A 24866-nucleotide genomic window follows, 5' to 3' on the forward strand; every position below is an offset into this window, starting at 1 on the left:
AACTCCCAGGGAATGCCCGAACGCAACACGAACAGGATACCGGTTAGCGCAGCGCGGTTGTCCAGCCGAGGCCGCCCGCCCTTCGGCTTGGGCGCCTCCGGTGGGAGCAACGGTTCAATCAGCGCCCAAAGGGCGTCGGATACAAGAGGGGAAGCCATACCCCTCTCAACCGCCCAAATGCCGTTTTGTTAGGTGCTCTAAGCGTCACGGTCCGCGTCATCCGCCTTGGGCGCCAGTCCCTTCAACGGACTGTCGATGGTGCATTTCCCCTCGATCTTCGCCCAATTGAGCATCGCGTTCACGTACTTGAAGTTCTGGATGATGGTGTTGTTCGACAACTCCATATCGGCCAGCGCATCGCGCCAGTCACGGACATCATCCCGAGTGAGGTCATCAACCGCCTTGTTGTTCAGGATTTCGGAAAAACGGGTCAACTTCGGCTTGGTGTTGGTGAGGGTACGTCCCTTCCATTCCCCGTCCCTGACCTTCGCTTCGGCGTAGACTTCCACCAACTCCGCCAGCGCCATGGATTGGGGTGTGCGATCAACCGGCGGGGCTACGGTGGTCGCCACGGGCGGCAGGGCGAACAACGGATCACGGGCGGGGTGCCCATAGTCGCCCACCCGCCGAGCCTTGGTCTGGTTCAGCAACTCCACCTGTGCCCGAAGGAGGGTGCGACAAAACCGCCCATAGGCATCGCTTGCCCGATCCACGGACAGCCCGCCTGCGGCCAAGAGTTCATCGGCCACAACCTCAATCTGCTTGTAGTCGTTGACGGCCAGCGCCTCCCGGCTGTCCCCGATCAGGTCGGACAAGAGCGTCAAGTCGGCCTGGATCGGCTCAATCTCGGGATCGGGGGCGGCATAGAGGGTTTCCCCTGCCCTGACCTTCTCCAAGTCGCGTTCCGCCGCGTCGAGTTCCTTCGCCAGCCAATCGCGGGCAATGGCGTTGATCCTGTCGGTGGTGAGGGCGGTATCGGTCATGGCGCTGGCGAACAACCTGTCGGCAACCGCGGTCAGCCTCCGTCCCCTGACGATGGCCGTGGCGCGATCCTTGGTCCGCAGGGACACCACCAGTTCCCGCTTAACAAACCGCGAACGCAGGCCCTCAGGCACCTTGCGCCGCCACCTGAACCCATCGCCCCGACGTTGGACGTGAAGCACCCCATGCCCTCATTCACGGGCGCCGACAGGTCGTTCCGGTGTACCTTTCCGGTGTACCTGCGGGCGCGGCTTAAGCCGTGCAATGAGAAAAATCTAAGGATTTCAAGACCATGCCGCACCCGATCGAGTACAAGATGTACTACTCGGTCTGATGTTGCCTCGCGGCGTCCGGCAACGGGCGCCGCGGTTGGTCACGCATCATTCGAAAGCCGCTCCCGGTTCGCGCCGGGGGCGGTTTTCTTTTTTGGCCTCTTCGATCCAGGCGCCGACATCCGGTGGCGCGCATCCCCTGCGTTCCGCGCAGTCCGCCTTCGCGCAGCTGCAGGCGGGGAACAGGCAGCCGTCGCCGTTCAGGTCGGTTGCCCGCACCGCAAGGTCATAGCGCACACCGCGCATGATGGCCGGTCCGGCGGTGCTGTAGCGCTCGTAATGCTCCACGACATGGCGGACGCGGGTGAGCAGTTCGCGCCGTTGATCGTGTCCCGGATCCATGCTTACGCCCCCAATCGCCATGATTGCCGACATCTACAGGGACGCCGGAAGGCCCTCTCCTGTTCCGCCATCCAAGCGCAGTACGGCGCATGGGCGACGGTGGAGCAGGGATAAGGGCCGGGAATGATGAACCGGCCCGGCTGTTACCACAGCAGTGATCAAGTTGGGTGACCAAGACGGGAGAGCATCATGGACCGCGATAAGCTGCGCCGCGTCGCCAAGGCGCTGGGCGACGTCCGCCTTTACGAAAAGCATCACACCGGCGAACTCATCACCATGCGCCTGCGCGACTCCCTGGCCGACAATCCCGGCTATGACGAGGAGGAGGTGGACAGGAAACTGCTGGAACTGGCGCAGGTGGCATTGGAGGCTGCCGAATAGCGGGGCCGGGGGTAACGATGCGGCGGATGGCCTGTTGGTGGGGATGAACCGAGCCAACGAAGGAGCGAACCGCCATGGCCGACGAGAAGACGTCCGATATGCCGCAGAATGACCGGTCCGCCAGCGACCGTCCGGCGAGCAAGCCGGTCCCGGTGAAGCCTGCGGTCGAACCGATGGGCGACAAGGATGAAGCGCCACCGGGCACGCCGGGGACGGGCGAGAACATCGATCCGAAGACCGGCGAGACCTATGTTCAGGGCATCGGCGGAGCGTAAGAGCCGCCACCCCCAATCCAAACGAAAAGGGCCGGCTCGCAGGAGCCGGCCCTTTCGCTGTCAAGACACCCGCGTCACGCCACGAAGGGCGGAACAGCGGTGAAGTTGGCGGCCTTCTCGACGACCTGACCAACGCGCAGCAGCGTCTCCTCGTCGAACGGGCGGCCGATCAGCTGGAGGCCGAGCGGCAGGCCGTCGGCACCCAGACCGGCCGGGACCGACATCGCCGGCAGGCCGGCAAGGTTGATCGGAACGGTGAAGACGTCGTTCAGGTACATCTGCACCGGATCGTCCATCTTCTCGCCGATGGCAAAGGGCGTGCTGGGGGCGGTCGGCGTCAGGATGACGTCGCAGCTCTTGAACGCCTCGTCGAAGTCCCACTTGATGCGCGTGCGCACCTGACGGGCCTTGTTGTAGTAGGCGTCGTAATAGCCGGCCGACAGCACATAGGTGCCGATCAGGATGCGGCGCTGCACTTCCTTGCCGAAGCCGGCGCCGCGGGTGTTCTCGTACATTTCCGCGAGGTTGCCGCCCTCGACCCGCAGGCCGTAGCGCACGCCGTCATAGCGCGCGAGGTTGGACGACGCCTCGGCCGGCGCGATGATGTAATAGGCGGCCAGCGCGTATTTGGTGTGCGGCAGGCTGACCTCGACCGGCTCGGCGCCGGCCTCCTTCAGCCAGGCGATGCCCTGCTCCCACAGCGCGGCGATCTCGGCCGACAGGCCCTCGACACGGTATTCCTTGGGAATGCCGACGCGCAGGCCGCGGATGTCGCCGGTGAGGGCGGCGCGGAAGTCCGGCACCGGCATGTCGACCGAGGTGGAGTCCTTCGGATCGAACCCGCACATGGAGCGCAGCATGATTGCCGCATCCTCGACCGTGCGGGTCATCGGCCCGGCCTGGTCCAGCGAGGAGGCGTAGGCCACGATGCCCCAGCGCGAGCAGCGGCCGTAGGTCGGCTTGATGCCGACGGTGCCGGTGTAGCCGGCCGGCTGGCGGATCGAACCGCCGGTGTCGGTTCCGGTGGCGCCCAGCGCGGCACGCGCGGCGATCACCGCGGCGGACCCGCCCGACGACCCGCCGGCAACGATCTTCTTCTCCCAGGCGCCCGGGGCGCCGGGGCTCCACGGGCTGACCGTCTCGCCCTGATGGGCGGTGATGGTGGCCGAGCCCATGGCGAACTCGTCCAGGTTCACCTTGCCCAGCATGACGGCGCCGTCGCGCCACAGCTGGGAGGTCACCGTGGACTCATATTCCGGCTTGAAGCCGTCCAGGATGTGGCTGCCGGCGGTGGTGGCGACGCCCTTGGTGCAGAACAGGTCCTTCACCGCGATGGGCAGTCCGTCCATCGGACCGGCGGTCCCCTGCGCGCGGCGCTCGTCGCTGGCCTTGGCCATCGAGAGGGCGGCGTCGGGGGTCTCGGTGATGAAGATGTTGAAGGGACGCACGGCTTCGACCGCGCGCACATGCGCCTCGGTCAGCTCGACCGCGGTGAATTCCTTCTTGCCGAGGCCGTCCAGGGCCTCGGCCATCGTCAGATGCGTGAGCGCCGTCATCACTCGACCACCTTGGGCACGACAAAGAAGCCTTCGGCCGTTTCCGGACCGTTCGACAGGACCTGCGCGGCGTAGCCGCCGTCGGTGACCTCGTCCTTGCGGCGGCGCAGCTTCTGCGCGGCGACGCTGGTCATCGGCGGCACGTCCTTCGTGTCGACCTCGTTGAGCTGTTCCACGAAGGTCAGAATCTGGCTCAGTTCCCCAGCCAGGGATTCCAGTTCCTCGTCCGGCACCTTGATGCGGGCCAGATGCGCGATCTTGGCCACCGTGGCCTTGTCGAGCGACATGCCTCTACTCTCTTCCAAAACATTGGAAATCGGCCGCGAAGCTAGCACCCGCCGGCTTCATCCGCAACGATTGCGGCCATTCCGCCGCTCAGAAGGCGCCGGCATCCCCTTTCGCAAGCCCGGCGGCCAGCGCCAGCGGGCATCCGCAGGACGGGCATTGGGTGCGCTGCAACGCCTCCATCACCCGCGCGTCGGGGAGAAGAGCGCCCAGAGTCGTCTCCACAGCGGCGATCTGGCGCTTGTGGTCGGCACTGGCGCCGCAGGCGGCATCCAGCATGGCGCCGTAATCCGAACTGGACTGCGCGGTGATCGCCTTCGCCCCACCGGCGGCAAACAGCCCGGCACCGCCGGCGACAAGTCCGGCCAGCACCGCACGCCGGTTCGCATCCGCGCCCAATTTGCTCATCCGTCCGCTCCGTCGATGGTTCGGGCCGTCCGTCCGGAACAGCCACGTCCACAGGCGACCGACTATACGCCTCATGTCCCGCCCCGCCAGCGGCCCAATCATTAAATATTCGGAAGGTCAGGCGGCGATGGGAGCGGCCGAACACCAGCTCGCATGGTCCACGCTCAGCTTGAACAGCGCGACCGGCTGGCCCCAGGGCGTCACCCGCGTCTCCAGCGCGATGGGCGCCATGCCCAGCTTGGCATAGAGCAGCAGGGCCGGCGTGTTGGTGTTGAAGCAGTAGAGCGTCAGTTCGGGCAGGCGGTGATGGTCGAAGGCGCGGTCGATCATCGTCCGCACCAGATATTCGGCGATGCCGCGCCGACGCAGGGCCGGATCGACACTGACATTGCCGATGCTGGCGGTGCGGCCATCCTCGAAGGTGGCGTAGTTGGCATAGCCGACCACACGCTCCCGCCCGTTCTCCGCCAGAGTGACGACGGTGGGATCGCGGCGGATGCCCAATGTCGCCCTGACCTGATCCGGGGTCAGCGGCCAGACCGCCCGCGGAAACAGGAAATACAGTTCTTCGGCCGTGCGGGGAAAGCCGCAGATCGTGGGGATGTCGGCGTCGGCAAGCGGCCGGTGCGACAGGACGGCATGGGAGAGGGAACTGCTCATACTTAGAAGAGTAAGTATCTTTGAGATCAACTCAAGCGATCTTGCGGTGACAAGGCCGCGGCCCTATGGTCGGGCGATGATTCACACCCTCTCCGAACTCGCGGCCCGGCTGGGCAAAAACCAACGATTGCTTGGCCTTGACGTCGGCACCAAGACCGTCGGGCTGGCGGTGGCCGATCCCGGACTGATCGTCGCATCCCCCATCGGCACGCTGAAGCGCACCAAATTCACCCAGGACGCACGCGAGCTGGGCAAGACCATCCGCGATTACAGCATCGGCGGGCTGGTGGTCGGGCTGCCGTTGAACATGGACGGGACGGAAGGGCCGCGCGCCGAGTCGGTGCGGGCCTTTGCCAACAATCTGCTGGAGCGCTCCGATCTGCTGGGCTGGGACGCTGAGATCGCCTTCTGGGACGAGCGGCTGTCGACCTCCGCCGTCGAGCGCTTCATGATCGGCGAGGCCGACATGACCCGCAAGCGCCGGGACGAGGTGGTCGACAAGATGGCCGCCGCCTACATCCTCCAGGGCGCGCTCGACATGCTGGCCAACCAGCGCCGCCTCGCCGCCGAAGCAGACGAGGACGAGCGGGACGAAGACTACGACGACCGCGACTGACCGAGGCCCTGGCGGCGGTTCGGTCAGCCCTGGCGTTCGGGCTGAAGCAGTGCGGCACGGCGCAGCAGTTTGGACGGGTCAACCCCCTGCACCAACATCAGGGCGCTTGCCTTGACGAGAGCGGCCGGCGTGCCGGGGGTCAGCGCCAGCGCGCGACAGTAACAGCCCTCCGCCAGATCGGCGTGGCCGGAAGCGGCCAGCGTCTCCGCCGCCGCCAGCAGGCCGTCCATCGCCATGGCGAGATCGCCGTCGAGGTTCAGCGCCCCGGCGAAGGCCTGCACCGCACCCGGCAGATCGCCCTGGCTTTCCATCACCAGCCCATAGGTGGCCCACCAGACGGCGACGCCGGGACGGGCGGTGATGGCTTGGGCAATCGCCTCCTGCGCCTCGGCCCAGCGGCCGGCCTGCGCGGCGATCAGGCCTCGGCGATAGATGCTTTCGGCCTGATCCGGCGTCATGGGTCCAACTCCCCTCTTACGCTTCGCTGCGGCCGAGCTGGTCCATCAGTTCGCGCCACTCGCGCTTGGACAGGCCGCTGGCCTCCTGGCTCACCGGCTCGCCGGCCAGCAGGCGCTTCACCACGTCCAGGCCGGTGCGCGACAGGTGGGCGCCGCCCATGCGGTATTCGGTGAAGGACTCGTATACCGCCGGGACCCAACGCTTCACCACGTCCAGCATCGCGTCGGCATAGACGCGGATCTCATACTGGGCATGGGCATCGGCGCGCAGCGACAGGAAATGCAAAAGGTTGTGGAGATCGACCTTCCAGTACCATTGCGTGTAGTAGTTCAGCGACAGGTTCATCCGCGCCAATTCGCGCGCCAGCCCCTGGCGGGAAGGATCGATGACCGAACCGTCCTCGCGGTTGTTCAGCATCTCCTCATAATGGCTGTAGGCGCGTTCGGAATCCTCGCGCAGCAGCCGCATGACGTTGGCGGCCTCCTCGCCCTCCAGCACGTCGCCGCGGCCCTGGCGGTTGACCACGGCCTGGGCGCCCAGCTGTTCCGGCGCCGGCACGTAGAACTCGCGGTCGAGGATGGAGTAGCGCGCCGAATATTCGTTCACGTTCGCGGTGCGGTGGCGAATCCACTGGCGGGCGACGAAGATCGGCAGCTTCACATGGAACTTGATCTCGCACATCTCGAACGGGGTCGAGTGGCGATGGCGCATCAGATACTTGATGAGGCCGGAATCCTCGCTGACCTTCTTGGTGCCCTTGCCATAGGACACGCGCGCCGCCTGCACGACCGCAGCATCGTCGCCCATATAGTCGATGACGCGGACGAAGCCGTGGTCCAGCACCTCCAGCGGCTGATAGAGGATGTCCTCCAGGGCCGGGACGGTGGCGCGGCGGGTGGTGGCGGTGACGGCGCGCAGGCGATCGATTTCGTCGCGCTGCTCGGGCGTGATCGGCATGGTGACTCCGGGGCTGCAACGGCCGGACTCTTAAGCAGTGCGGGACGAGGGTGCAAGCCGCCTTTCTGGAATGCGTCCTACCCGCGTCACCGCAACGCATTTGGCGATCACGTCACACAAGCCCTTCCCTTGCCGGGCGGGAGTGCCTATATTCGCGACGTCGGTTCGCCGACTATGGCGATAAACGCCTTGTGGAATAAGCGTTGTGGACCCGGGGGCGGTACCCGGCGCCTCCACCAACCATACACCGGACTCGTTGACCGGGGTCGTTGGGGGCGAAACAGGATCGACACGCGTAGTAAAGGCATGGTTTTCGCTCGGCATGGTTCCGCCGTTATCGGGCCGTTGCAATAGTTGCCAACGACAACGTTGCTCAGGCTCGCCTCGCTGCCTAACGGCGGCTGGTAGCCTAAACCTAATCCCCGAGGGTTAGCGCCTAAGGGTGGGGCCGTGGGCCGCCTAGCAACAGAAGGCCCACACCTCTTCCCAGCGTTTCGTGCCGGCCCTTGGCCAAGGCGGGACGCAAGACCGATCGCGTTACCAGGGACCCGCCCAAGCATGCCGAAAGAGCAGCTCCGCTATGACCGGATGGTCGAAACCGCGTTGCGCGGCGTTGTCCGCGACGCGCTGACCGAGGTTGCCGAGCGCGGCTTGCCGGGCAATCACCATTTCTACCTGACCTTCCGCACCGGTTTCCCCGGTGTCGACATTCCGGATTACCTGTCCTCGCAGTATCCGAACGAGATGACCATCGTCCTCCAGTTCCAGTATTATGGGCTGGACGTGACGGACGATCATTTCGAGGTCACACTGAGCTTCAACAACGTGCATGAGCGGCTGGTGATTCCGTTCGCCGCCATCACCACCTTCGCCGACCCGTCGGTGAACTTCGCCCTCCAGTTCCAACCGCTTGCCGCCGCCGAATCGGCGGAGGTCGCGACCATGCCGCCCCGTGCCGCCGTCGAGCGTGCGGAGGAGAAGGCAGAGGAAAGCGCCCCGGCCGAAGAGCCGAAGCGTGGCGAGGTCGTGGCCCTGGACGCCTTCCGCAAGAAGTAACCTTCCAAACAGATGCCCGCCCAGCAGCCCAGTGAGTATGTCGCGACACTCTGCGAGATGCTGGCGCCGCTGGGCGACGTGCGTGTGCGCCGCATGTTCGGCGGCTACGGCCTGTCCATCGACGGGCTGACCTTCGCGCTGATCGCCGACGAAATTCTGTACTTCAAGGCGGATGACGTGAACCGCGCGTCCTTCGCGGAGCTGGGCCTGGAGCCCTTCCGGCCGATGCCGGACAAGCCCACCACCCTGTCCTACTACCCGCCTCCCGATTCGGCATTCGACGACCGCGATGAACTGCTGCCCTGGGCCCGGTCGGGGTTCGAGGCGGCGCTGCGGGCCGCGGCGAAGAAGGCCGCCAAGGCGAAGCGGACATAAAGCGCCCTCTCCCGCGTCGGGAGAGGGCGTATTCCCCTTAGATATTTTCGGCCATATGGACCGTGGCGTTGCTCGCCTGGGCGCCGGTGGTGCGCTGGCGCATCTGGCGGGCGAAACGCAGCGGGTTGGGGATGAGGTTCAGCATCGAGCCGAGCTTGCCGACCGACGAGGTCGCCTTGCCCACCGCCATCACGTCGGCCAGACGGCGGTCGATGAAGGCGCGGGTCTCGGCATGGTCGTCCGACTTGTCGTCCAGCCAATAGAAGGTGGAGGAGCTGACCACCGCCGCCAGCAGCGCCCGCTTGGTGTAGTGGTTGTAGTCGGTCGAACTGTCGCCGGCGGCGAACCACATGGCATCGACCGTGCGGTAAAGCAGCCGCAGGCCGAGCGCCACATTCTGCGGCATGGCCAGATAGGACAGCTGCCGGCGCTTGGCCTCGCGGTACGGCTCCAGCACCTCGAAATAGGTGCGGACGGCGAGCGAGATGCGTTCGCGCACTTTCATCTCGGCCAGCGGCTGGGCCTCCAGCCGGTCGAGCATCTGGCGGTCGGCCCAGTCGGCGAAATGCTCCACCGCATCGGTGACGCCGCCGGGAAAGGCGCGCAGCAGCGCCGACGGCTCATGTCCCGCCGTCTGGGTGCCGTCGCGCAGGGACTGCAGGCTCCAGCCGTCGAAAACGACGTTGGGCAGGCTCGCCACCAGGATCTCGTCGCGAAGCGTGTCGATGCTCATAGCAAACTCTCCCTGCGCCGGCCCTCAGGTCCGGGACGGCGCGTCGGTGTCACGAGTCGCCGCGGCCAGCGCGGCGTTGAGGTGATGCATCTCCTCGGTGCAGACCAGGAGCTGCAGATCGTCCATGCGATCAAGATAGAGCACGCCATCCAGGTGGTCGACCTCGTGCTGGACCACACGGGCATGGAAACCCGACGCCTCCCGCTCGATCCGGGCGCCGTCGAGGCCATAACCACGGTAGCGGATGCGCTTGTAGCGCGGCACCAGCCCGCGCAGGCCCGGAATCGACAGGCAGCCTTCCCATCCCAGAACCTTTTCGTCGGTCAGCGGCTCGATCACCGGATTGACCAAGACGGTGTTCGCCACCTCCTCCCCCTCGCCACGGTCGGCGGGGACGCGGAAGACGACGATCCGGCGCGGCTCGGAGATCTGCGGAGCGGCAAGGCCGACTCCGGGCGCGTCCAGCATGGTGGCGATCATGTCGGCCGCCAGCCGGGCGACTGCCGGATCGGTCGGGTCGGCGATGGGCTCCGCGATCTTGCGGAGTACGGGATTGCCCATCCGGGCGATTGGAAGCACTGGCATGTCTCTATATCTGGAGTGCGGGCACGGCCGGGGCAACCGTTTCCTGTGGTTCCCAACAGGGCTTATGGCCGGGCTTATGCTGGTGAACCGAAGACTCTCCTTCACAAAGGCGATGGGGCGTGCTACACACTGCGCCCACACAAGGGGTGCGCCCGCCGCGCATGCCTATTTGTTGCCTTGGCGCAACATGCTTCACTTGGAAGGGTGACGGTTAACGTGCAAGTTCTGGTCCGAGATAACAACGTCGATCAGGCCCTCCGCGCGCTCAAGAAGAAGATGCAGCGCGAGGGCATTTTCCGTGAAATGAAGCTCCGCCGTAACTACGAGAAGCCCTCGGAGAAGCGTGCGCGTGAGAAGGCCGAAGCGGTGCGTCGCACCCGTAAGCTGCTCCGCAAGCGGATGGAACGCGAGGGCTACTAATCGTCGGTCGCGCTTAGCGACTGCGAAGGGCGCGTGTGATGCGCGCCCAAGACCCCTTGTGTCTTGCACCCGACCGTCCCGCGAACCTCGCGTGGGCGGTTTTGGTGTATCTGCGCCATTTTTCTTGGTTCGACTGTGCGTCGGCCAAGCGTATTGAATGGTCAGCGAGCTGGACCGCCCCCCTTCGGCCCGCTGCATCCAGCCTTGGAAAGGCCCGATCATGAGCGCTTCCAACCTCACCGCCCGCCATTCGGTCCCGGCGCTGCGCGCCCGCAAGGGGGGCGAGCCCATTGTCTGCCTGACCGCCTACACCGCCCCGGTGGCCCGGCTGCTCGACCCGCATGTCGACATCCTGCTGGTCGGCGATTCGCTGGGCATGGTGGTCTATGGGCTGGACAGCACGCTTCCGGTGACGCTGGACATGATGATCGCCCACGGCGCCGCCGTGGTGCGCGCGTCGGAGCGCGCCTGCGTGGTGGTCGACCTGCCCTTCGGCAGCTATCAGGAGAGCAAGGAGGCGGCCTTCCGTGCGTCGGCCCGCGTGATGGCCGAGACCGGCGCCCAGGCGGTCAAGCTGGAGGGCGGCATCGAGATGGCCGAGACGGTCGCCTTCCTGACCGCCCGCGGCATCCCGGTGATGGGCCATGTCGGTCTGACGCCGCAATCGGTGAACACGCTGGGCGGCTACAAGGCGGTCGGCCGCGATGCCGAGGCGGCGGAGCGGATCGTCGCCGACGCCTGCGCCATTGCCGAGGCCGGAGCCTTCACCCTGGTGATCGAAGGCACGATGGAGGCGCTGGCCCGCCGCATCACCGATGAGGTGGCGATCCCCACCATCGGCATCGGCGGCTCGCCGGCCTGCGACGGTCAGGTCCTGGTCACCGACGACATGCTGGGGCTGTTCGGCGCTTTCCAGCCGAAATTCGTCAAGCGCTACGCCAATCTGGGCGAGACGGTCAGCGAGGCTGCCGCGACCTATGCCGCCGAAGTCCGGGCGCGCGCCTTCCCCGGACCGGAGCATTGCTTCGGGATGAAGAAGGCGGCGGCGGTCTAACCACCCCTACTTCGTTCTTCCTACGTTCCAGGCGATCCATTACAGTCCGGCCGCCATGGATGCATCCCCCCCTGCCTTGATCCCGCCCAACGTCGCCGCGTGGTTCCGGTCGCGCGGCTGGGCACCCCACCCGCATCAGGTCGCGATGGTGGAGGCAGCCGAACGGGGCGAAAGCGCGCTGCTGATCGCGCCGACCGGCGGCGGCAAGACGCTGGCCGGCTTCCTACCCTCGCTGATCGAACTGGCGGAACGGCCGCGCGAGGGGCTGCACACCCTCTATATCTCGCCGCTGAAGGCGCTGGCGGTCGACATCCAGCGCAATCTGGAACAGCCGATCGCCGAGATGCGGCTGCCGATCCGGGCGGAGAACCGCACCGGCGACACGCCGGAGGCCAAGCGCCGCCGCCAGCGCACCCATCCGCCGCACATGCTGATGACGACGCCGGAAAGCCTGGCGCTGCTGCTCTCCTACACCGACGCCGACAAGCTGTTCCGCACTCTCCGCTGCGTCATTATCGACGAACTGCATGCCCTGGCCGGCACCAAGCGCGGCGATCTGCTGGCGCTCGGGCTGGCCCGGCTGTCGCGGCTCGCCCCTGCCGCCCGCCGCGTCGGGCTGTCCGCCACGGTGGCGGAACCGGAACGGCTGCTGGCCTGGCTGTCGCGTCGCGGCCGGCATGACGGAAGCGACTCCGACGATGTGCGCCTCGTGCTGGGCCGCAGCGGCGCCCAGGCGGAGGTCGAGATCCTGACCTCGCAGGAACGGGTGCCATGGGCCGGCCACATGGCGATGCACGCCATGAAGGAGATCTACGAGCGCGTCCGCCGCCAGCGCACCACCCTGCTGTTCGTCAACACCCGTGCCCAGGCCGAGCTGGTGTTCCAGGCGCTGTGGCGCGTCAACGACGACAATCTGCCCATCGCGCTGCACCACGGCTCGCTGGCGGTGGAGCAGCGCCGCAAGGTCGAGGGCGCTATGGCGCGCGGCGAACTGCGGGCGGTGGTCGCAACGTCCTCGCTCGATCTCGGCATCGACTGGGCGGCGGTCGATCTGGTGGTGCAGATCGGCGCGCCGAAGGGGTCGAGCCGGCTGGTCCAGCGCATCGGCCGCGCCAACCACCGGCTGGACGAGCCGAGCCGCGCCCTGCTGGTCCCCGCCAACCGTTTCGAGGTGCTGGAGTGCCGCGCCGCGCTGGAGGCGGTGCACGACCACACGCTGGACGGCGAAGCGCCGCGGCCGGGCGGGCTCGACGTGCTGTCCCAGCATCTGCTCGGCATGGCCTGCGCCGCCCCCTTCCTGCCCGACCAGCTGTATGAGGAGGTGGTCTCCGCCGCCCCCTATGCCGCGATGACGCGCGACGAGTTCGACGACGTTCTGGATTTCGTCACCACCGGCGGCTACGCGCTCGGCGCCTATGACCGGTTCCAGCGCCTGAAGCTGCGCGAGGATGGCCGGATGGCGGTGGCCGGCCCGGCGGTGGCGCGCCAATACCGCATGAATGTCGGCACTATCACCCAGGAGGCGCTGCTGCGCGTCCGCCTGAACCGCGGCCCGGTGCTGGGCGAGGTGGAGGAGTATTTCATCCAGGGCCTGACGCCCGGCGACACCTTCCTGTTCGCCGGCCAGCTGTTGAAATTCCTCGGCGTGCGCGAGATGGAGGCGCAGGTCGCCAAGGGCGGCACCGGCGATCCGAAGGTTCCCGCCTATGCCGGCGGGCGTCTGCCGCTGTCCACCCATCTTGCAGAGCGCGTGCGCGCCATGCTGGCCGATCCGCGCCAGTGGGATGGCTTGCCGGAGGATGTGCAGGAATGGCTGCGGCTTCAGCGCCACCGCTCGGTCCTGCCCAACCGCGACGGGCTGCTGGTCGAAACCTTCCCCAAGGCGGGAAAGCAGTTCCTCGTCGCCTATGCCTTCGAGGGGCGCAATGCCCACCAGACGCTGGGCATGCTGCTGACCCGGCGTATGGAACGGTTCGGTCTGGGGCCGCTGGGCTTCGTCGCCACCGATTACGTGCTGGCTGTGTGGTCGCTGCGCTCGCCGACGGACATGGACGCGCTGTTCGATCAGGACATGCTGGGCGACGATCTGGAAGCCTGGATGGACGAATCGTCGATGCTGCGGCGGACCTTCCGCAATGTGGCGCTGATCGCCGGGGTGATCGACCGCCGCCATCCGGGACAGGAGAAGACCGGACGGCAGGTCACCTTCTCCTCCGACCTGATCTATGACGTGCTGCGCAAGCACGACCCCGGCCATGTGCTGCTGCGGGCGACGCGGGCCGATGCCGCCGGCGGGCTGACCGACATCCGCCGCCTGTCCGATTTCCTGGCGCGGGTGCGCGGGCGCATCACCCACAAGGCTCTCGACCGCATCTCACCCCTCGCCGTGCCGGTGATCCTGGAGATCGGCCGCGAGCGGGTGGACGGCAGCGCCACCGACGAACTGCTCGCCGCCGCCGAGGCCGAACTGCTGGCCGAGGCGATGCCGGAACTGGCTCCGCCGCGGCCCGCGAAAACGAAAACGGGCCGCCCGCAGCAGGGACGCCCCCAGCAGGGGCGGCTGTCGTTGTGACACCGCCCCATGCCGATCGCAGGTTACTTGCGCAGTTCCGGCTCCACGCCCGGTTCGCCGCTGAACTCGACCAGAATGGTCTCGTCACGGACGATGAACTGGCAGGCCAGACGGTAGGGCGGCGGACGGTGGGCGTTCTCCGCCGCCTCCAACAGGTCCCGGTTCAGCTTGCCGTTAACGGACAGGGTGACCTTCTCCTTTTCGGTCAGATCGATGGCCATCGGGGTCTTCCCGTCCAGATAGGTCACCTTGACGAGGCAGGATCCGCACTCGCCGTCCTGGCACTGGAACGGGATCGGGATGTCGTGCTTCTTCGCCAGCGCCAGCAGAGTGCCGGTATCGCCGGCGACCGCGTAGACGGTCAGGTCCTTGGGCATGTTCAGGCCGGTGAACGTCACTGTGGCCATGGGTATCCTCCGGGTATGATTGTGATCCGCCATGCCTCCACGGCGGCGGCCCATCCGGCTGCAAACATCATGCCCACAAAAATTTCATGGAAATTGGCCATTTCCGATGATCGCCTGTAAACGAATGTTGTCAGCTTCCTCCCAAGCTCCCGGCCCTGCCTGTCAGGGCGATGACACCCGCGCCGCCCTGACACTCCGCGGTGCCAACCTGCTGGCCGATCCATCGGGCGCTCTGCTGTGGCCGGATGAGAGCATCCTCGCCGTCGCCGACCTGCATCTGGAAAAGGGCTCCGCCTTCGCCGCACGCGGCCGGATGTTGCCGCCCTACGACACGCGGGCGACGCTGGACCGGCTGGCCGGGCTGATCGCGATTGCGCGGCCGGCGCGCGTGCTGTGCCTGGGCGACAGCTTCCACGACCGCCGGGCGGCAGAGCGGATGGACCCGGCGGATGTCGGGCGGCTGCGCGCCCTGACCGACGCAGTCGCCGACTGGGTGTGGATCACCGGCAACCACGACCCCGAACCGCCGCAGGGCTTCGGCGGCCGGGTGGTGGAAGAGCTGTCCATCGGCCCGCTGACCTTCCGGCACGAGGCCGAGCCGGGAGCCGTCGGCGAGCTGTCGGGCCACCTGCATCCGGCCGCCGCGGTGGCGCTCGCCGGGCGGCGGGTGCGCGAGCGCTGCTTCGCCCATGACGGCGCCAAGCTGATCCTGCCGGCCTTCGGCAGCTTCACCGGCGGGCTGAATGTGCTGGACGTGGCCTTCGACGGGCTGCTGGCACCGGGGTTCGAGGTGCTGATGACGGCGCGCGGCCGGGTCTACCGCTTCCCCTGCGCCCGTTTGTCGCCGGACCGCGCGCGCTGACTCTGCCGAACGCTCTGGCCGAAGCGTGAGCGCAGCCTATATCGGGTGGTCCGGAGACATCCAACCGAGCGCTGTGCATGTCCGCCTCTCCCATCATCGTCTGGTTCCGCAACGACCTGCGCCTTGCCGACAACCCGGCGCTGACCGCCGCCGCCCAGGCCTCCGCCGAACGCGGCGCACCGGTCATCCCGCTCTATATCCTGGAAGAGGAGACCGGCGATCCCTGGCCCTTGGGCGGGGCGCAGCGCTGGTGGCTGCATGGCAGCCTGGAGCGGCTCGCCACCTGCTGCGCCCGCCATGGCTCGCCACTGGTGCTGCGCCGGGGTGAGCCGGAGGCGGTGCTGGAAAAGCTGATCGCGGAAACCGGTGCGGACTGCGTGCTGTGGAACCGCCGCTACGCCCCCGCCCAGACCGCCCGCGACGCGGCGATCAAGGAACGGCTGAAGGCGCGCGGTGTCGATGCCCGCAGCTTCAATGCCGGCCTGCTGGCCGAACCCTGGACCGTCAAGAACAAGAGCGGCGGTCCGTTCAAGGTCTTCACCCCCTTCTGGCGGCATCTGTCGGCCACACTCGACCCGCCGCTGCCGACCCGCGCCCCCGCCGCGCTGACGGCACCGAAATCCGCGCTGGCCAGCGACGCCCTCGAAAGCTGGGACCTGTTGCCGGCCAAGCCCGATTGGGCCGCGGGCCTGCGCAAGCGCTGGGTGCCGGGGGAGACGGCCGCACGCTCGCGTCTCGCCGATTTCCTCGACGGGCCGGTCGGGGTCTATGGGACGGAGCGCGACCGGCCGGACCATCCCGGCACGTCCGCCCTGTCGCCCTATCTGGCCTTCGGGGAGATCGGGCCGCGGCAGGTCTGGCACGCCGCCCGCCATGCCGCCGACGCCCGGCCGGAACTGGCGCCCGGAGTCGAGGTCTTCCTGCGCGAGATCGGCTGGCGCGAGTTCCAGCATCACCTGCTGCACCATGCGCCGGAGCTTCCCGACAGCCCGCTCGACCGCCGCTTCGCCGACTTCCCCTGGCGCAAGGACGCGGCCGGCCTGCGGGCCTGGCAGCGCGGGCGCACCGGCTATCCCATCGTCGATGCCGGCATGCGCCAGCTGTGGGAAACCGGCTGGATGCACAACCGGGTGCGGATGATCGTCGCCTCCTTCCTGATCAAGGATCTGCTGCTGCCCTGGCAGGAGGGGGAGCGCTGGTTCTGGGACACGCTGGTCGACGGCGATCTGGCCCAGAACGCCGGCAACTGGCAGTGGGTGGCCGGCTGCGGCGCCGACGCCGCTCCCTTCTTCCGCGTCTTCAATCCCGTCCTGCAAGGCGAGAAGTTCGACCCCCAGGGCGATTACGTCCGCCGCTACGTGCCTGAACTGGACCGGCTGCCGTCGCGCTGGATCCATCAGCCCTGGGCGGCCCCGACCGAGGTTCTGCGGCAGGCCGGCGTCCGGCTGGGCGACGATTACCCGCGCCCGATCCTCGACCATGCCGTTGCGCGCGACCGGGCGCTGGCCCTCTACAACGAGCGCAAGGGCAAGGCGGAGACGGCCGACTGACGGGCAATCTTCATCGAACGGTCACGGCCAAGCCCGCAAACGGTCATGCCGGCCCGCTATCCTGCCAACAGCGGCCCGGTGCGGTCGCCCTGCCCGTCCCAAATGGGCCAGCGAGAAGGACGGCGACCCCTGCCCCGCGGTCGCGCCACGTCCCGGCTCTTGAAAAAGACGGCCCCAAGAAAAACAATCGCCACTCGGCAAGGCGGTCCCTCCCCCGGGGCCGCCTTTCCCTTGACCGGGTTGCAACGGCCGACAGAGTGTTATAAAGTAACACCCATGTCCGCGCTTCACGACCATACCCACTGCATCGCCGATGCCCTGACCCGTGCCGACGCGCTCTGCGCCGAACGGGGGGCGCGGCTGACCGCGCTGCGCCGCCGCGTGCTGGAACTGGTGTGGTCCAGCCACCGGCCGCGCGGCGCCTATGCGATCCTGGAGGATCTCAGCCAGCAGGAGGGCAAGGCGGCAGCGCCGCTGACCGTCTACCGCGCGCTGGAGTTCCTGGTCGAACAGGGGCTGGTCCACCGCATCGAATCGCTGAACGCCTATGTCGGCTGTGCCGCGCCGGGGGATGTCCATTCCGGGCAGTTCCTGGTGTGCGAGGCCTGCGGCGACGCCGCCGAGATCGACGATCCGGATGTCGGCGCCGCCATCGACGCCGCGGCGGCCGGGCGCGGCTTCCGTGTCCAGCGCCCCACCGTCGAGGTGCGCGGCCTGTGCAAATCCTGTCAGGAGAATCCCCGTTGAGCGCTCCCGCCGCCCCTCCCGCCCGTCTTCCCGTCTCGGTGCTGACCGGCTTCCTCGGCAGCGGCAAGACCACGCTGCTCCAGGCGCTGCTGCGCAACCCGGCCATGGCCCGCACCGCCATCGTCATCAACGAGTTCGGCGAGGTCGGGCTGGACCATCTGCTGGTCGCCAAGGCGTCGGAGAACATGGTGCTGATGGACAGCGGCTGCCTGTGCTGCACCATCCGCGGCGATCTGGTCGACACGCTCCGCGACCTGTTCCTGAAGCGGGTGAAGGGCGAGATCCCCGATTTCGACCGGGTGGTGGTTGAGACGACCGGCCTCGCCGACCCGGCCCCGATCATCCACACCCTGATGTCGGACCCGCTGCTGGCCGCGCGCTTCCGCCTGGACGGCGTCATTGCCACGGTCGATGCGGCGCACGGCTCGCTCCAGCTCGACCGTCAGCCGGAAAGCGTGAAGCAGGCCGCCGTCGCCGACCGCATCGTGCTGACCAAGACCGACGTTGCCACCCCGGCGGCGACCGTCGCCCTGATGCAGCGCCTCGCCGCCATCAACCCGGCCGCCCCGGTCATTCCCGCCGCCCATGGCGACATCGATCCGGCCAAGCTGTTCGACGCCGGCCTCTACAATCCGGAGACCAAGAGCCCCGACGTCGCCCGCTGGCTGCGCGAGGAGGCCTATCGCGACGAGCAGGCCAAGACGCATGAGCATCATGATCACGGGCACGAGCATCATGACCATGATCACCATGGGCACGATCACGGCCATCACCACGATCACGACCATGGCGACCATTGCGGTCCCGACTGCGGCCATGAGCATCACCACCACGACGCCAACCGCCATGACGACCACATCCGCGCCTTCTGCATGGTGATCGACCGGCCGATTCCCTGGAACGGCTTCGTCGATTTCATGGAGGCGCTGATCGCCCAGGCCGGCGAGAACCTGCTGCGGGTGAAAGGGCTGCTGAACGTTCAGGAAAGCGAGCTGCCCGTGGTCGTCCACGGCGTCCAGCACATGTTCCACCCACCGGTCCGGCTGGAGGACTGGCCCAGCGACGACCACCGCACCAAGCTGGTTTTCATCACCCGCGACGTCGGCCAGCCGGTGATCGAGCCGCTGTTCAACGGGCTGGTCTGGGGCGAAGGGAAAGAGGGATAAGGTCGAAGGCAGGGCGCCACACCCGCTGCATGTGTGGCGCCCGCTCTTTCCTTTACCTGTCCACAACCCGGCGCAACGGGCTGTCGCCGGCGGCCCACACCCCGCGATCCACCGCCTTGGCCCCCTCGAACACCAGCCAGCTTTGCCGTCCGTAATGCGGCAGCGGCCGGAGCAGCGCGCGCAGGGCCTCGGCATCGGCGCCCGATACCACCAGCGCCGTCCGGCCGTCCGCCGCACGCGACACCCACACCCTGGCACTGCCGCGTCCGGCCAGTTCCGCCGGCACCGGGGACAGACCGCGTTGCGCCAGTTCCCGTGCCACCGCCGCGTCGGTCCCCACCAGCAGCACCGGCGCCGCCTTGTCGCCGCCCTCTTTTCCGGCACCGTCGATCAGCCAGCCGGCCAAAGTCCGGGCCGCGTCCGCCGCGCCACCATCCGCAGCGATCACCCGCTCGGCACCCGGCCGCAGGGTAACGTCGCGCAGGATCGGCGGCGCCTCCCCCGGCGCCAGACGGCGGAACAGGTCGAAATCGGGGTCAACCGACACAGCCCTTACCGCCGTCTTGGCGGGCAGCCGTAGCGTCGCCTGCCGGCCGTCGAGGCGGACGACGCGGCCCTCCACCCCGGCCGCCGTCTCCAACCGCACCGGCACCGCCAAAGCATAGGGCGCGTCGGCCTCCTGCCGCAGGGTCAGCAGCACACCGTCGCCGTCGGTGCGGACATCGGCCAGGGTCAGCATCGGCGCGCCCCGCCGCTCCACCCATTGGCCGAACAGCCCGCCGAGGTCGCGGCCGGACGCCGCCTCGAAGGTTCGGCGCAGGTCCGTCCAGCCGGCATTGCGGAAGGCGAAGCCGCTCCAGAATTTCCGGATGCCGGCGTCGAAGGCGTCGCGGCCGATCTCCGCCTCCAGCATGTGGAACAGCATCGCCGCCTTGCCATAGCCGACGATCTGCGAGGCATCGTGCGTCTTGGACAGGAAATCGGTCAGCGGCCGGTCGCGCTCGGCCGGCAGGGCGGCATAGTCACGCAGCCAGTCCAGCCGCATCGCCTGCGCCGCGTCGCCGCCGCGCGCCTGGGCCGCCGCATAATCGGCCATATAGGTGGTCAGCCCCTCCGCCCAATTGCCGCCCTCGCCCACCCTGACGCCGTTGCCCCACCAGTTGTGCATGATCTCGTGGGTCAGCGACTGGCTGCGGATGAAGGGCAGCGGCAGCACCGCCCGGCCGATGGCGGTCAGGCCGGGAAAGCCCAGCCCGACCGGGGGCGGAACCGAGACGATGCTGAAACCGTCGAAGGGATAGGCACCGATGCGGGCAGCCCCCGCCGCGATCACCTGCTCCGACAGGCCGAGATAGCCGTCGGCCAGCCCGGTCTGCTCCGGATGGCGGTAGAGGCGCAGGCGCAAGGGTCCAGCCGGCCGCTCCTCCACCGTCCAGGCCCCGGCGAAGATGGACGGTTCCTCGACGCTGCGATCCTCCGCGAACACCGCGCGGTAACCGCCGGCCTCATTCCCCTCCTCCACCAGCCGGCCGGTGGCGACCGCGACATAGGGGGCCGGCACCCGCACCGACAGGCGCCAGCTCGGCGGCTCGTCGGCGGCAGAGGCCGGATCGGGCAGCCAGCCGCCCAGCCCCGGCAGGAAGGCGCCCTCGCCATCCAGCGCCAGACCGGTGCCGGCGGCGAAGCCGGGCAGCCGCCCGCCATAGCGGATGGTCACCGCCTCCACCCCCTCCGGCACCACCAGCCGCAGGCGGTCGCCGCGCCGATCCACCGGAACCGGCCTGTCGCCGGCCCGCACCTCCTGCACCGTCAGCGCCGGGTCCAGCCGCAGGGACTGCGCCCCGGCCGGCAGGGTCAGCCGGTCCACCGCCTCCATCCGTCCGGCGGCGGGATCGAGCGTCAGGTCGATATCGTGATGGAGCGGTGCGGCGCCGGCCGGGGCGACCACGCCCAGGACCAGCGCCGCTCCCGCCAAGGCCAGAGCCGGGATGCGCAGGATCGTCATGCCCATGAAGATGGTCGCCCCGACAACGGAGCGCCAGCGTGGCGTCACGCCACCCAGATGTTGTCCAGGATGCAGTCCGCCTCCCTGAACGACCGCCGGATCACCCCGGAACGCCACGCACCCGATCGTACAGCTTCGACAGCCGGGCGTCGCAGATGCCAAGCTCCTTCAGATGCTCGACCGTGTTGGCGAGGTAATCGATGTTGGGGCCGCGCTGGCCGCAGCAGTCGGCGATGCGGCAGACGACCGACGCCTCGTCCAGACCGCGGCAATATTGCGGATGGCTGCGGTCGACGATGAAGCAGCAGGCGCTGACAGACTCCCCCCCTTCAGCAGCCCCGCCATCGCGCAGGCGCACCCGCAGCATCCTCGGCAGATAGACCCGGTTGTCCATCTCCCGCTCCCACAGGTAATCCAGCGTGGCCGGCACATCGGCCGCCACCACCCGGAAGACGATGCCGCGGCAGGAGCCGCCGCGGTCCAGCCCCAGCACCAGCCCCGGCCGCTCCGGCGTCCCGCGGTAGCGGTGGGAGGCGACGCAGAAGCTGCGGTGGTATCCCGGCAGGGTCGCCGGGTGCCGCTCCACAAAGGGGAAGCCGGGGTTCCACATCAGCGAGCCATAGCCGAAGACCCACAGGTCGGCGCCGGGTTCGACGGCGATGTCGTGCGTCCAGGCGGGATGCGGAAGCGATGAGTCGGGGGCCATTGAGGGTCGCTGAGGAGGATCGCTGGGAAAATTCGCAGGGAAAACGGAACCGAATCGGCAGCCACCGAGCCTAGCATGCGGGTTCCGGGGTCGCTATAACGGTACGGAGATGGAACGGACATGCCACCGATGCAACCCAACGCCCTTTCTCCCACGCCCCGCCGCCTGCTGACCGGCCGCCGGATCGCGACCATCCTCGTGCTGATGATGGTGCTGCTGCCGGCCGTCGCCTATTCGCTGTGGTGGTGGCAGGCGGCCCGCACCGTGCGCGACGGGCTGGAGAGCTGGGTCGCCGACCAGCGCGCCAACGGCGCGGTGGTGGAGCATGGCGGACTGACCGTCCATGGCTTCCCCCTCACCCTGCGGGCGGAGCTGGACAAGCCTCATCTGGCCACGCGCGGCGCCGAGTGGCAGGGCGCGCGTCTGGTGGCGGAGGCCGCACCCTGGAACCCCACCCGCATCGCGCTGACCTTTCCCGGCGACCATCGCCTGTCCGTCGTCCAGCCCGGCCAGCCGCCGATCGACATCCTGGCCCCGAATGGCGGAAACGGCGACCTGACCATGCGGATGTCGGGCACGCTGGAACGGCTCGCCCTGCGCTTCACCGGCCTGACCGCACAGGTCGCGGGCCAGACGGTGCCGGTCGCCGCGCTGGACATCGGCGCCGCCCAGCCGGAACAGCCGCCGGCCGAACGCGGTATCGCCGGCCTGACCCTGACGCTGACCGCCGACGGGCTGACCCTGCCCGACGGCATGCCGCCGAACCTGGGCCGCGAGGTGAAGCGGACCGAGCTGACCCTGCGCGTCATGGGAACCCCGCCGCGGCCGGAGCCGGCCAGCCTGTCGGCCTGGAGCCGCGACGGCGGCACGGTCGAGGTCGACCGGCTGGCGCTGGACTGGGGGCCGCTGGGGGCGGTGCTGTCGGGCACGCTGGCGCTGGACGCCCAGTTGCAGCCGCAGGCGGCGCTGACCGCGGAAATCCGTGGCGCCCCCGCGGTTCTCGATGCGGTCAAGCCGATGATGCGTCCGAACGAGGCGGCCATCGCCAGGACCGTGCTGACCATGCTGGCCCGTCCGACCGGCCCGAACGGCGAGCCGGTGGTCACCGCCCCGGTCACCGTGCAGGACCGGTCCCTGTTCGTCGGACCGCTGCGCGTCGCCGCCCTGCCCAAACTCGTCTGGTGACAAAAACGGGGCAGCCCCTGTCCGAACGGCGGAAATGCAACACCTGCCGCAGCGCATGACGGTTCCGTGACCGGCGCATCTTGTTTCACACGGCGCATCGGGTCAAATTGACGCAGTCCTTGTCGCGGCTGCCATGGTGCGTCGGTCGATGTGTCGGTTTCTTGCCTATTGCGGCGAGCCTGTGTTCCTGGAAACGCTGGTCTGCACGCCCTGTCATTCCCTGATCGAACAGTCGATGCACGCCGCGGAGGCGAAGACCGAGACCAACGGCGACGGCTTCGGCGTCGGCTGGTACAGCGAGCGGACCGAGCCCGGCCGCTATTGCGAGATCCGCCCGGCCTGGTCGGACGAGAATCTGCAGTCGATCTGCAGCCATGTCCGCTCTCACCTGTTCTTCGCCCATGTGCGGGCGGCGACCGGCACCGCGGTCAGCCGGGCCAACTGTCACCCCTTCAAGGCCGGGCGTTTCCTGTTCATGCACAACGGGCAGGTCGGCGACTGGCCGCGCCTGCGCCGCCGGGTCGAGGCGATGATCCCGGACGAGCTGTACAGCACCCGCACCGGCACCACAGACAGCGAAGCGATCTTCCTCGCCGCCTTGGGCCAGGGGTTGGAGCGCGATTCGGTCGGCGCCTTCCAGCGCGTGCTGCACGCCATCCGCGACGAGATGCGGGCGCTGGACATCACCGCGCCGCTGCGCTTCACCGCCACCTGGACCGATGGCGACCGGGTGTGGGCGGTGCGCTGGGCCTCCGACGACAAGCCGCCGAGCCTCTATTGGCGCCGCGGCGAGAATGGCCTGGTCGTGGTGTCGGAACCGGTCGATTCCCAGCGCGACCAGTGGCGTCCGGTGCCGCCCAGCGGCGGGCTGGTGGCGCGCGTCGGCGCCGCGCCGGAGATGTTCACTTTTCATTGAGCCAGGGAGATCGGGGAGGAAAGCGTCCGCCGTCCTCCCCTTTCCTTACAGCAGCCGGTCCTTCGGCAGCAGGATTGTTACCGCCGTCCCGCGGCCTGACACGCTGTCCAGTTCCACCCCGCCGCCATGCAGTTCGGCGAAACGCCGCACGATGGGCAGGCCCAGCCCGACCCCTTCATGCTGGCGCACCAGCGAGCGTTCGGCCTGGGTGAAGGGGTTGAAGATGCGGCCCATCAGTTCGGTCGGGATGCCCGGCCCGTCGTCACGCACGGTCAGCCCGACGAACTCGCCGCGATCCTCGACCGTCACCGCGACATGGCCGCCGGACTGGGTGAACTTCACCGCATTGTCCAGCAGGTTCAGCACCATCTCGCGCAGCCGCCGACGGTCGATGCGCATGCGGAAGGACGGACAGGGCTGGACGGTCAGCGACAGCTGCTTGCCCACAGCCTTCGGCGCCAGCATGTCGGCGCAGCCGGCCAGCAGTTGCGGGATGTTGACGTCGCTTTCCTGGATCTCGATGGAACCGGTGGAGCCGCGCGTGTAGTCGAGGATGTTGTTGACCATGGTCAGCAGCGACCGGCCGCTTTCCTCGATCAGCTTCACATATTCCAGGTAATCGGGATGGCCCAGCTTGCCCATCCCCTCGGCCGCCAGCACGTCGGCGAAGCCGATGATGGAGTTCAGCGGGGTGCGCAGTTCGTGGCTCATCACCGCCAGGAAGTCCAGCTTGGCGCGGTCGGCCTTGCGCGCCGCCTCCAGCGCGTCCGACAGCTCCGCGGTGCGTTCCGTCACCCGGTGTTCCAGCTCGCGGTTCTGCTCGGCGGCGCGGCGGTAGAGCTTGCGGATCTCCACCATGTTGCGGACACGGTGCAGCAGTTCCCAGGCGATGAAGGGTTTGGTCAGGAAATCGTTGGCGCCCAGCTCCAGCGACTTGCGCCGGGTTTCCTGATCGGTCTGGGCGGTCAGCACGAGGATCGGCACGTAATCGTCGCCGAAGACCGGCTTCAGCCGCTCCATCAGATCGAAGCCGCTCATGTGCGGCATGCGGATGTCGATCAGCAGCAGGTCGAACGGCTCGGCCGCACAGAGGTCGGGCACCTTGCGCGGGTCGGTCTCGCCGCGGACCCGGCTGTACCCGTCATGGCTGAGGATTTCCCGCAGGAGTTCGACGTTGGACGGGTTGTCGTCCACGATCAGGATGCTCGCGTCCTTGACCTGCTGGGCGAGCGCCGGGTCGATCTGGCTCCTGTTCATCGGAGCATGCACCTTTGA

Annotated in this window: 29 protein-coding genes and 1 other RNA gene; 15 read left to right on the forward strand and 15 right to left on the reverse strand. The window is 68.1% G+C overall.

Going from position 1 to position 24866, the window contains the following annotated elements; genetic code table 11:
- From VH569_RS32780 to VH569_RS32790, 3 genes are all read right to left on the reverse strand, one after another.
- The coding region (locus tag VH569_RS32780) for a transposase (RefSeq protein ID WP_423321247.1) at positions 1-158 on the reverse strand (158 nt) is incomplete at its 3' end.
- A 39-nt stretch (positions 159-197) separates the two neighbouring features.
- Positions 198-1163 (reverse strand): DUF6538 domain-containing protein, encoded by a 966-nt coding sequence (locus tag VH569_RS32785; protein ID WP_423321166.1) that lies wholly within the window; start codon positions 1161-1163, stop codon positions 198-200.
- A gap of 198 nt (positions 1164-1361) precedes the next feature.
- Positions 1362-1655: a hypothetical protein gene (locus tag VH569_RS32790; RefSeq protein WP_423321167.1), complete on the reverse strand. Its 294-nt coding sequence runs from the start codon at positions 1653-1655 to the stop codon at positions 1362-1364.
- A 189-nt stretch (positions 1656-1844) separates the two neighbouring features.
- Between VH569_RS32790 and VH569_RS32795 the strand changes: the two genes are divergently transcribed.
- Both VH569_RS32795 and VH569_RS32800 read left to right on the forward strand, forming a co-directional pair.
- On the forward strand, positions 1845-2036 hold the full coding sequence (locus tag VH569_RS32795) for a hypothetical protein (protein ID WP_423321168.1): 192 nt from the start codon (positions 1845-1847) through the stop codon (positions 2034-2036).
- 74 nt (positions 2037-2110) lie between these two features.
- Positions 2111-2311 carry a hypothetical protein gene (locus VH569_RS32800; protein WP_423321170.1) on the forward strand — a complete coding sequence of 67 codons (201 nt, stop codon included), beginning with the start codon at positions 2111-2113 and terminating at the stop codon, positions 2309-2311.
- Positions 2312-2385: 74 nt separating this feature from the next.
- Here the strand turns inward: VH569_RS32800 and gatA are convergent, their stop codons facing one another.
- From gatA to VH569_RS32820, 4 genes are all read right to left on the reverse strand, one after another.
- Entirely contained in the window at positions 2386-3867 is a 1482-nt protein-coding gene (gatA, locus tag VH569_RS32805; RefSeq protein WP_423321171.1) for an Asp-tRNA(Asn)/Glu-tRNA(Gln) amidotransferase subunit GatA, read from the reverse strand.
- The gene (gene gatC, locus VH569_RS32810; protein ID WP_042691134.1) at positions 3867-4154 is read right to left on the reverse strand and encodes an Asp-tRNA(Asn)/Glu-tRNA(Gln) amidotransferase subunit GatC; all 288 of its coding nucleotides are present in this window, start codon (positions 4152-4154) and stop codon (positions 3867-3869) included. The genes gatA and gatC overlap by 1 nt, the downstream gene beginning before the upstream one ends.
- A gap of 88 nt (positions 4155-4242) precedes the next feature.
- A complete protein-coding gene (locus VH569_RS32815; RefSeq protein WP_423321173.1) occupies positions 4243-4560 on the reverse strand; it encodes a hypothetical protein in 318 nt (105 codons plus the stop codon).
- Between the two features lie 117 nt (positions 4561-4677).
- Positions 4678-5220 (reverse strand): GNAT family N-acetyltransferase, encoded by a 543-nt coding sequence (locus tag VH569_RS32820; protein ID WP_423321175.1) that lies wholly within the window; start codon positions 5218-5220, stop codon positions 4678-4680.
- A 76-nt stretch (positions 5221-5296) separates the two neighbouring features.
- Between VH569_RS32820 and ruvX the strand changes: the two genes are divergently transcribed.
- On the forward strand, positions 5297-5836 hold the full coding sequence (ruvX, locus tag VH569_RS32825) for a Holliday junction resolvase RuvX (RefSeq protein WP_423321177.1): 540 nt from the start codon (positions 5297-5299) through the stop codon (positions 5834-5836).
- Between the two features lie 23 nt (positions 5837-5859).
- Here the strand turns inward: ruvX and VH569_RS32830 are convergent, their stop codons facing one another.
- On the reverse strand, positions 5860-6294 hold the full coding sequence (locus tag VH569_RS32830; RefSeq protein ID WP_423321179.1) for a hypothetical protein: 435 nt from the start codon (positions 6292-6294) through the stop codon (positions 5860-5862).
- 16 nt (positions 6295-6310) lie between these two features.
- On the reverse strand, positions 6311-7252 hold the full coding sequence (gene thyX, locus VH569_RS32835; RefSeq protein ID WP_423321181.1) for an FAD-dependent thymidylate synthase: 942 nt from the start codon (positions 7250-7252) through the stop codon (positions 6311-6313).
- Positions 7253-7372: 120 nt separating this feature from the next.
- Here thyX and ssrA point away from each other — a divergent pair.
- From ssrA to VH569_RS32850, 3 genes are all read left to right on the forward strand, one after another.
- Positions 7373-7733, forward strand: a transfer-messenger RNA (tmRNA) gene (gene ssrA, locus VH569_RS32840).
- Between the two features lie 77 nt (positions 7734-7810).
- Positions 7811-8308: an SspB family protein gene (locus tag VH569_RS32845; RefSeq protein WP_377809083.1), complete on the forward strand. Its 498-nt coding sequence runs from the start codon at positions 7811-7813 to the stop codon at positions 8306-8308.
- Positions 8309-8320: 12 nt separating this feature from the next.
- Complete coding sequence (locus tag VH569_RS32850; RefSeq protein WP_423321182.1) at positions 8321-8683, forward strand: TfoX/Sxy family protein; 363 nt, start codon at positions 8321-8323, stop codon at positions 8681-8683.
- A 37-nt stretch (positions 8684-8720) separates the two neighbouring features.
- Here VH569_RS32850 and VH569_RS32855 read toward each other — a convergent pair whose 3' ends face one another.
- Both VH569_RS32855 and def read right to left on the reverse strand, forming a co-directional pair.
- Positions 8721-9416 (reverse strand): COQ9 family protein, encoded by a 696-nt coding sequence (locus VH569_RS32855; RefSeq protein WP_109050292.1) that lies wholly within the window; start codon positions 9414-9416, stop codon positions 8721-8723.
- 24 nt (positions 9417-9440) lie between these two features.
- Positions 9441-10001: a peptide deformylase gene (def, locus tag VH569_RS32860; protein WP_377809081.1), complete on the reverse strand. Its 561-nt coding sequence runs from the start codon at positions 9999-10001 to the stop codon at positions 9441-9443.
- A gap of 216 nt (positions 10002-10217) precedes the next feature.
- Here def and rpsU point away from each other — a divergent pair, with 216 nt between their 5' ends.
- The 3 genes from rpsU to VH569_RS32875 all read left to right on the forward strand — a co-directional run bounded on the left by rpsU (position 10218) and on the right by VH569_RS32875 (position 14047).
- Positions 10218-10421 carry a 30S ribosomal protein S21 gene (rpsU, locus tag VH569_RS32865; RefSeq protein ID WP_012974546.1) on the forward strand — a complete coding sequence of 68 codons (204 nt, stop codon included), beginning with the start codon at positions 10218-10220 and terminating at the stop codon, positions 10419-10421.
- Between the two features lie 220 nt (positions 10422-10641).
- Complete coding sequence (gene panB / locus VH569_RS32870; RefSeq protein WP_423321185.1) at positions 10642-11475, forward strand: 3-methyl-2-oxobutanoate hydroxymethyltransferase; 834 nt, start codon at positions 10642-10644, stop codon at positions 11473-11475.
- Positions 11476-11530: 55 nt separating this feature from the next.
- The gene (locus VH569_RS32875) at positions 11531-14047 is read left to right on the forward strand and encodes a ligase-associated DNA damage response DEXH box helicase (protein ID WP_423321187.1); all 2517 of its coding nucleotides are present in this window, start codon (positions 11531-11533) and stop codon (positions 14045-14047) included.
- Positions 14048-14070: 23 nt separating this feature from the next.
- Here the strand turns inward: VH569_RS32875 and VH569_RS32880 are convergent, their stop codons facing one another.
- The gene (locus VH569_RS32880; RefSeq protein WP_423321189.1) at positions 14071-14454 is read right to left on the reverse strand and encodes a 2Fe-2S iron-sulfur cluster-binding protein; all 384 of its coding nucleotides are present in this window, start codon (positions 14452-14454) and stop codon (positions 14071-14073) included.
- Between the two features lie 124 nt (positions 14455-14578).
- On the opposite strand from VH569_RS32880, the gene pdeM reads away from it, so the two are divergent.
- From pdeM to VH569_RS32900, 4 genes are all read left to right on the forward strand, one after another.
- Positions 14579-15316, forward strand: coding sequence for a ligase-associated DNA damage response endonuclease PdeM (pdeM, locus tag VH569_RS32885; RefSeq protein WP_423321191.1), 738 nt, complete (start codon positions 14579-14581; stop codon positions 15314-15316).
- Between the two features lie 77 nt (positions 15317-15393).
- Positions 15394-16866, forward strand: a complete 1473-nt coding sequence (locus tag VH569_RS32890) for a cryptochrome/photolyase family protein (protein WP_423321193.1) — start codon at positions 15394-15396, stop codon at positions 16864-16866.
- A gap of 276 nt (positions 16867-17142) precedes the next feature.
- Positions 17143-17613 (forward strand): Fur family transcriptional regulator, encoded by a 471-nt coding sequence (locus tag VH569_RS32895; RefSeq protein ID WP_423321195.1) that lies wholly within the window; start codon positions 17143-17145, stop codon positions 17611-17613.
- Positions 17583-18779 carry a CobW family GTP-binding protein gene (locus VH569_RS32900; protein ID WP_423321197.1) on the forward strand — a complete coding sequence of 399 codons (1197 nt, stop codon included), beginning with the start codon at positions 17583-17585 and terminating at the stop codon, positions 18777-18779. Before VH569_RS32895 ends, VH569_RS32900 begins: the two co-directional genes overlap by 31 nt.
- 52 nt (positions 18780-18831) lie before the next feature.
- Here the strand turns inward: VH569_RS32900 and VH569_RS32905 are convergent, their stop codons facing one another.
- Together VH569_RS32905 and VH569_RS32910 are read right to left on the reverse strand one after the other, a co-directional pair.
- Positions 18832-20832, reverse strand: coding sequence for a M1 family metallopeptidase (locus VH569_RS32905; RefSeq protein WP_423321199.1), 2001 nt, complete (start codon positions 20830-20832; stop codon positions 18832-18834).
- 52 nt (positions 20833-20884) lie between these two features.
- On the reverse strand, positions 20885-21490 hold the full coding sequence (locus tag VH569_RS32910; RefSeq protein ID WP_423321201.1) for a gamma-glutamylcyclotransferase: 606 nt from the start codon (positions 21488-21490) through the stop codon (positions 20885-20887).
- Between the two features lie 120 nt (positions 21491-21610).
- Here VH569_RS32910 and VH569_RS32915 point away from each other — a divergent pair, with 120 nt between their 5' ends.
- Together VH569_RS32915 and VH569_RS32920 are read left to right on the forward strand one after the other, a co-directional pair.
- Positions 21611-22675, forward strand: a complete 1065-nt coding sequence (locus VH569_RS32915; RefSeq protein WP_423321203.1) for a DUF2125 domain-containing protein — start codon at positions 21611-21613, stop codon at positions 22673-22675.
- 148 nt (positions 22676-22823) lie between these two features.
- Complete coding sequence (locus tag VH569_RS32920) at positions 22824-23591, forward strand: class II glutamine amidotransferase (RefSeq protein WP_109449178.1); 768 nt, start codon at positions 22824-22826, stop codon at positions 23589-23591.
- 45 nt (positions 23592-23636) lie between these two features.
- Here the strand turns inward: VH569_RS32920 and VH569_RS32925 are convergent, their stop codons facing one another.
- Positions 23637-24848, reverse strand: coding sequence for an ATP-binding protein (locus VH569_RS32925; protein ID WP_423321206.1), 1212 nt, complete (start codon positions 24846-24848; stop codon positions 23637-23639).
- Positions 24849-24866: the final 18 nt, after the last annotated feature.

The sequence above is a fragment of the Azospirillum sp. 11R-A genome (assembly GCF_049472615.1).
Taxonomy (GTDB): domain Bacteria; phylum Pseudomonadota; class Alphaproteobacteria; order Azospirillales; family Azospirillaceae; genus Azospirillum; species Azospirillum palustre.

Excerpts from the sequence above, each read along its gene's own strand:
- VH569_RS32925 (WP_423321206.1), bottom strand. The coding sequence starts at position 24,848 with ATGAACAGGAGCCAGATCGACCCGGCGCTCGCCCAGCAGGTCAAGGAC.
- gatA (WP_423321171.1), bottom strand. The coding sequence starts at position 3,867 with ATGACGGCGCTCACGCATCTGACGATGGCCGAGGCCCTGGACGGCCTC.
- VH569_RS32915 (WP_423321203.1), top strand. The coding sequence starts at position 21,611 with ATGCCACCGATGCAACCCAACGCCCTTTCTCCCACGCCCCGCCGCCTG.
- VH569_RS32820 (WP_423321175.1), bottom strand. The coding sequence starts at position 5,220 with ATGAGCAGTTCCCTCTCCCATGCCGTCCTGTCGCACCGGCCGCTTGCC.
- VH569_RS32790 (WP_423321167.1), bottom strand. The coding sequence starts at position 1,655 with ATGGATCCGGGACACGATCAACGGCGCGAACTGCTCACCCGCGTCCGC.
- VH569_RS32800 (WP_423321170.1), top strand. The coding sequence starts at position 2,111 with ATGGCCGACGAGAAGACGTCCGATATGCCGCAGAATGACCGGTCCGCC.
- thyX (WP_423321181.1), bottom strand. The coding sequence starts at position 7,252 with ATGCCGATCACGCCCGAGCAGCGCGACGAAATCGATCGCCTGCGCGCC.
- VH569_RS32855 (WP_109050292.1), bottom strand. The coding sequence starts at position 9,416 with ATGAGCATCGACACGCTTCGCGACGAGATCCTGGTGGCGAGCCTGCCC.
- VH569_RS32845 (WP_377809083.1), top strand. The coding sequence starts at position 7,811 with ATGCCGAAAGAGCAGCTCCGCTATGACCGGATGGTCGAAACCGCGTTG.
- VH569_RS32890 (WP_423321193.1), top strand. The coding sequence starts at position 15,394 with ATGTCCGCCTCTCCCATCATCGTCTGGTTCCGCAACGACCTGCGCCTT.
- VH569_RS32830 (WP_423321179.1), bottom strand. The coding sequence starts at position 6,294 with ATGACGCCGGATCAGGCCGAAAGCATCTATCGCCGAGGCCTGATCGCC.
- VH569_RS32850 (WP_423321182.1), top strand. The coding sequence starts at position 8,321 with ATGCCCGCCCAGCAGCCCAGTGAGTATGTCGCGACACTCTGCGAGATG.
- VH569_RS32920 (WP_109449178.1), top strand. The coding sequence starts at position 22,824 with ATGTGTCGGTTTCTTGCCTATTGCGGCGAGCCTGTGTTCCTGGAAACG.
- VH569_RS32880 (WP_423321189.1), bottom strand. The coding sequence starts at position 14,454 with ATGGCCACAGTGACGTTCACCGGCCTGAACATGCCCAAGGACCTGACC.
- panB (WP_423321185.1), top strand. The coding sequence starts at position 10,642 with ATGAGCGCTTCCAACCTCACCGCCCGCCATTCGGTCCCGGCGCTGCGC.
- def (WP_377809081.1), bottom strand. The coding sequence starts at position 10,001 with ATGCCAGTGCTTCCAATCGCCCGGATGGGCAATCCCGTACTCCGCAAG.
- VH569_RS32795 (WP_423321168.1), top strand. The coding sequence starts at position 1,845 with ATGGACCGCGATAAGCTGCGCCGCGTCGCCAAGGCGCTGGGCGACGTC.
- ruvX (WP_423321177.1), top strand. The coding sequence starts at position 5,297 with ATGATTCACACCCTCTCCGAACTCGCGGCCCGGCTGGGCAAAAACCAA.
- VH569_RS32815 (WP_423321173.1), bottom strand. The coding sequence starts at position 4,560 with ATGAGCAAATTGGGCGCGGATGCGAACCGGCGTGCGGTGCTGGCCGGA.
- gatC (WP_042691134.1), bottom strand. The coding sequence starts at position 4,154 with ATGTCGCTCGACAAGGCCACGGTGGCCAAGATCGCGCATCTGGCCCGC.
- pdeM (WP_423321191.1), top strand. The coding sequence starts at position 14,579 with ATGTTGTCAGCTTCCTCCCAAGCTCCCGGCCCTGCCTGTCAGGGCGAT.
- VH569_RS32895 (WP_423321195.1), top strand. The coding sequence starts at position 17,143 with ATGTCCGCGCTTCACGACCATACCCACTGCATCGCCGATGCCCTGACC.
- VH569_RS32875 (WP_423321187.1), top strand. The coding sequence starts at position 11,531 with ATGGATGCATCCCCCCCTGCCTTGATCCCGCCCAACGTCGCCGCGTGG.
- VH569_RS32910 (WP_423321201.1), bottom strand. The coding sequence starts at position 21,490 with ATGGCCCCCGACTCATCGCTTCCGCATCCCGCCTGGACGCACGACATC.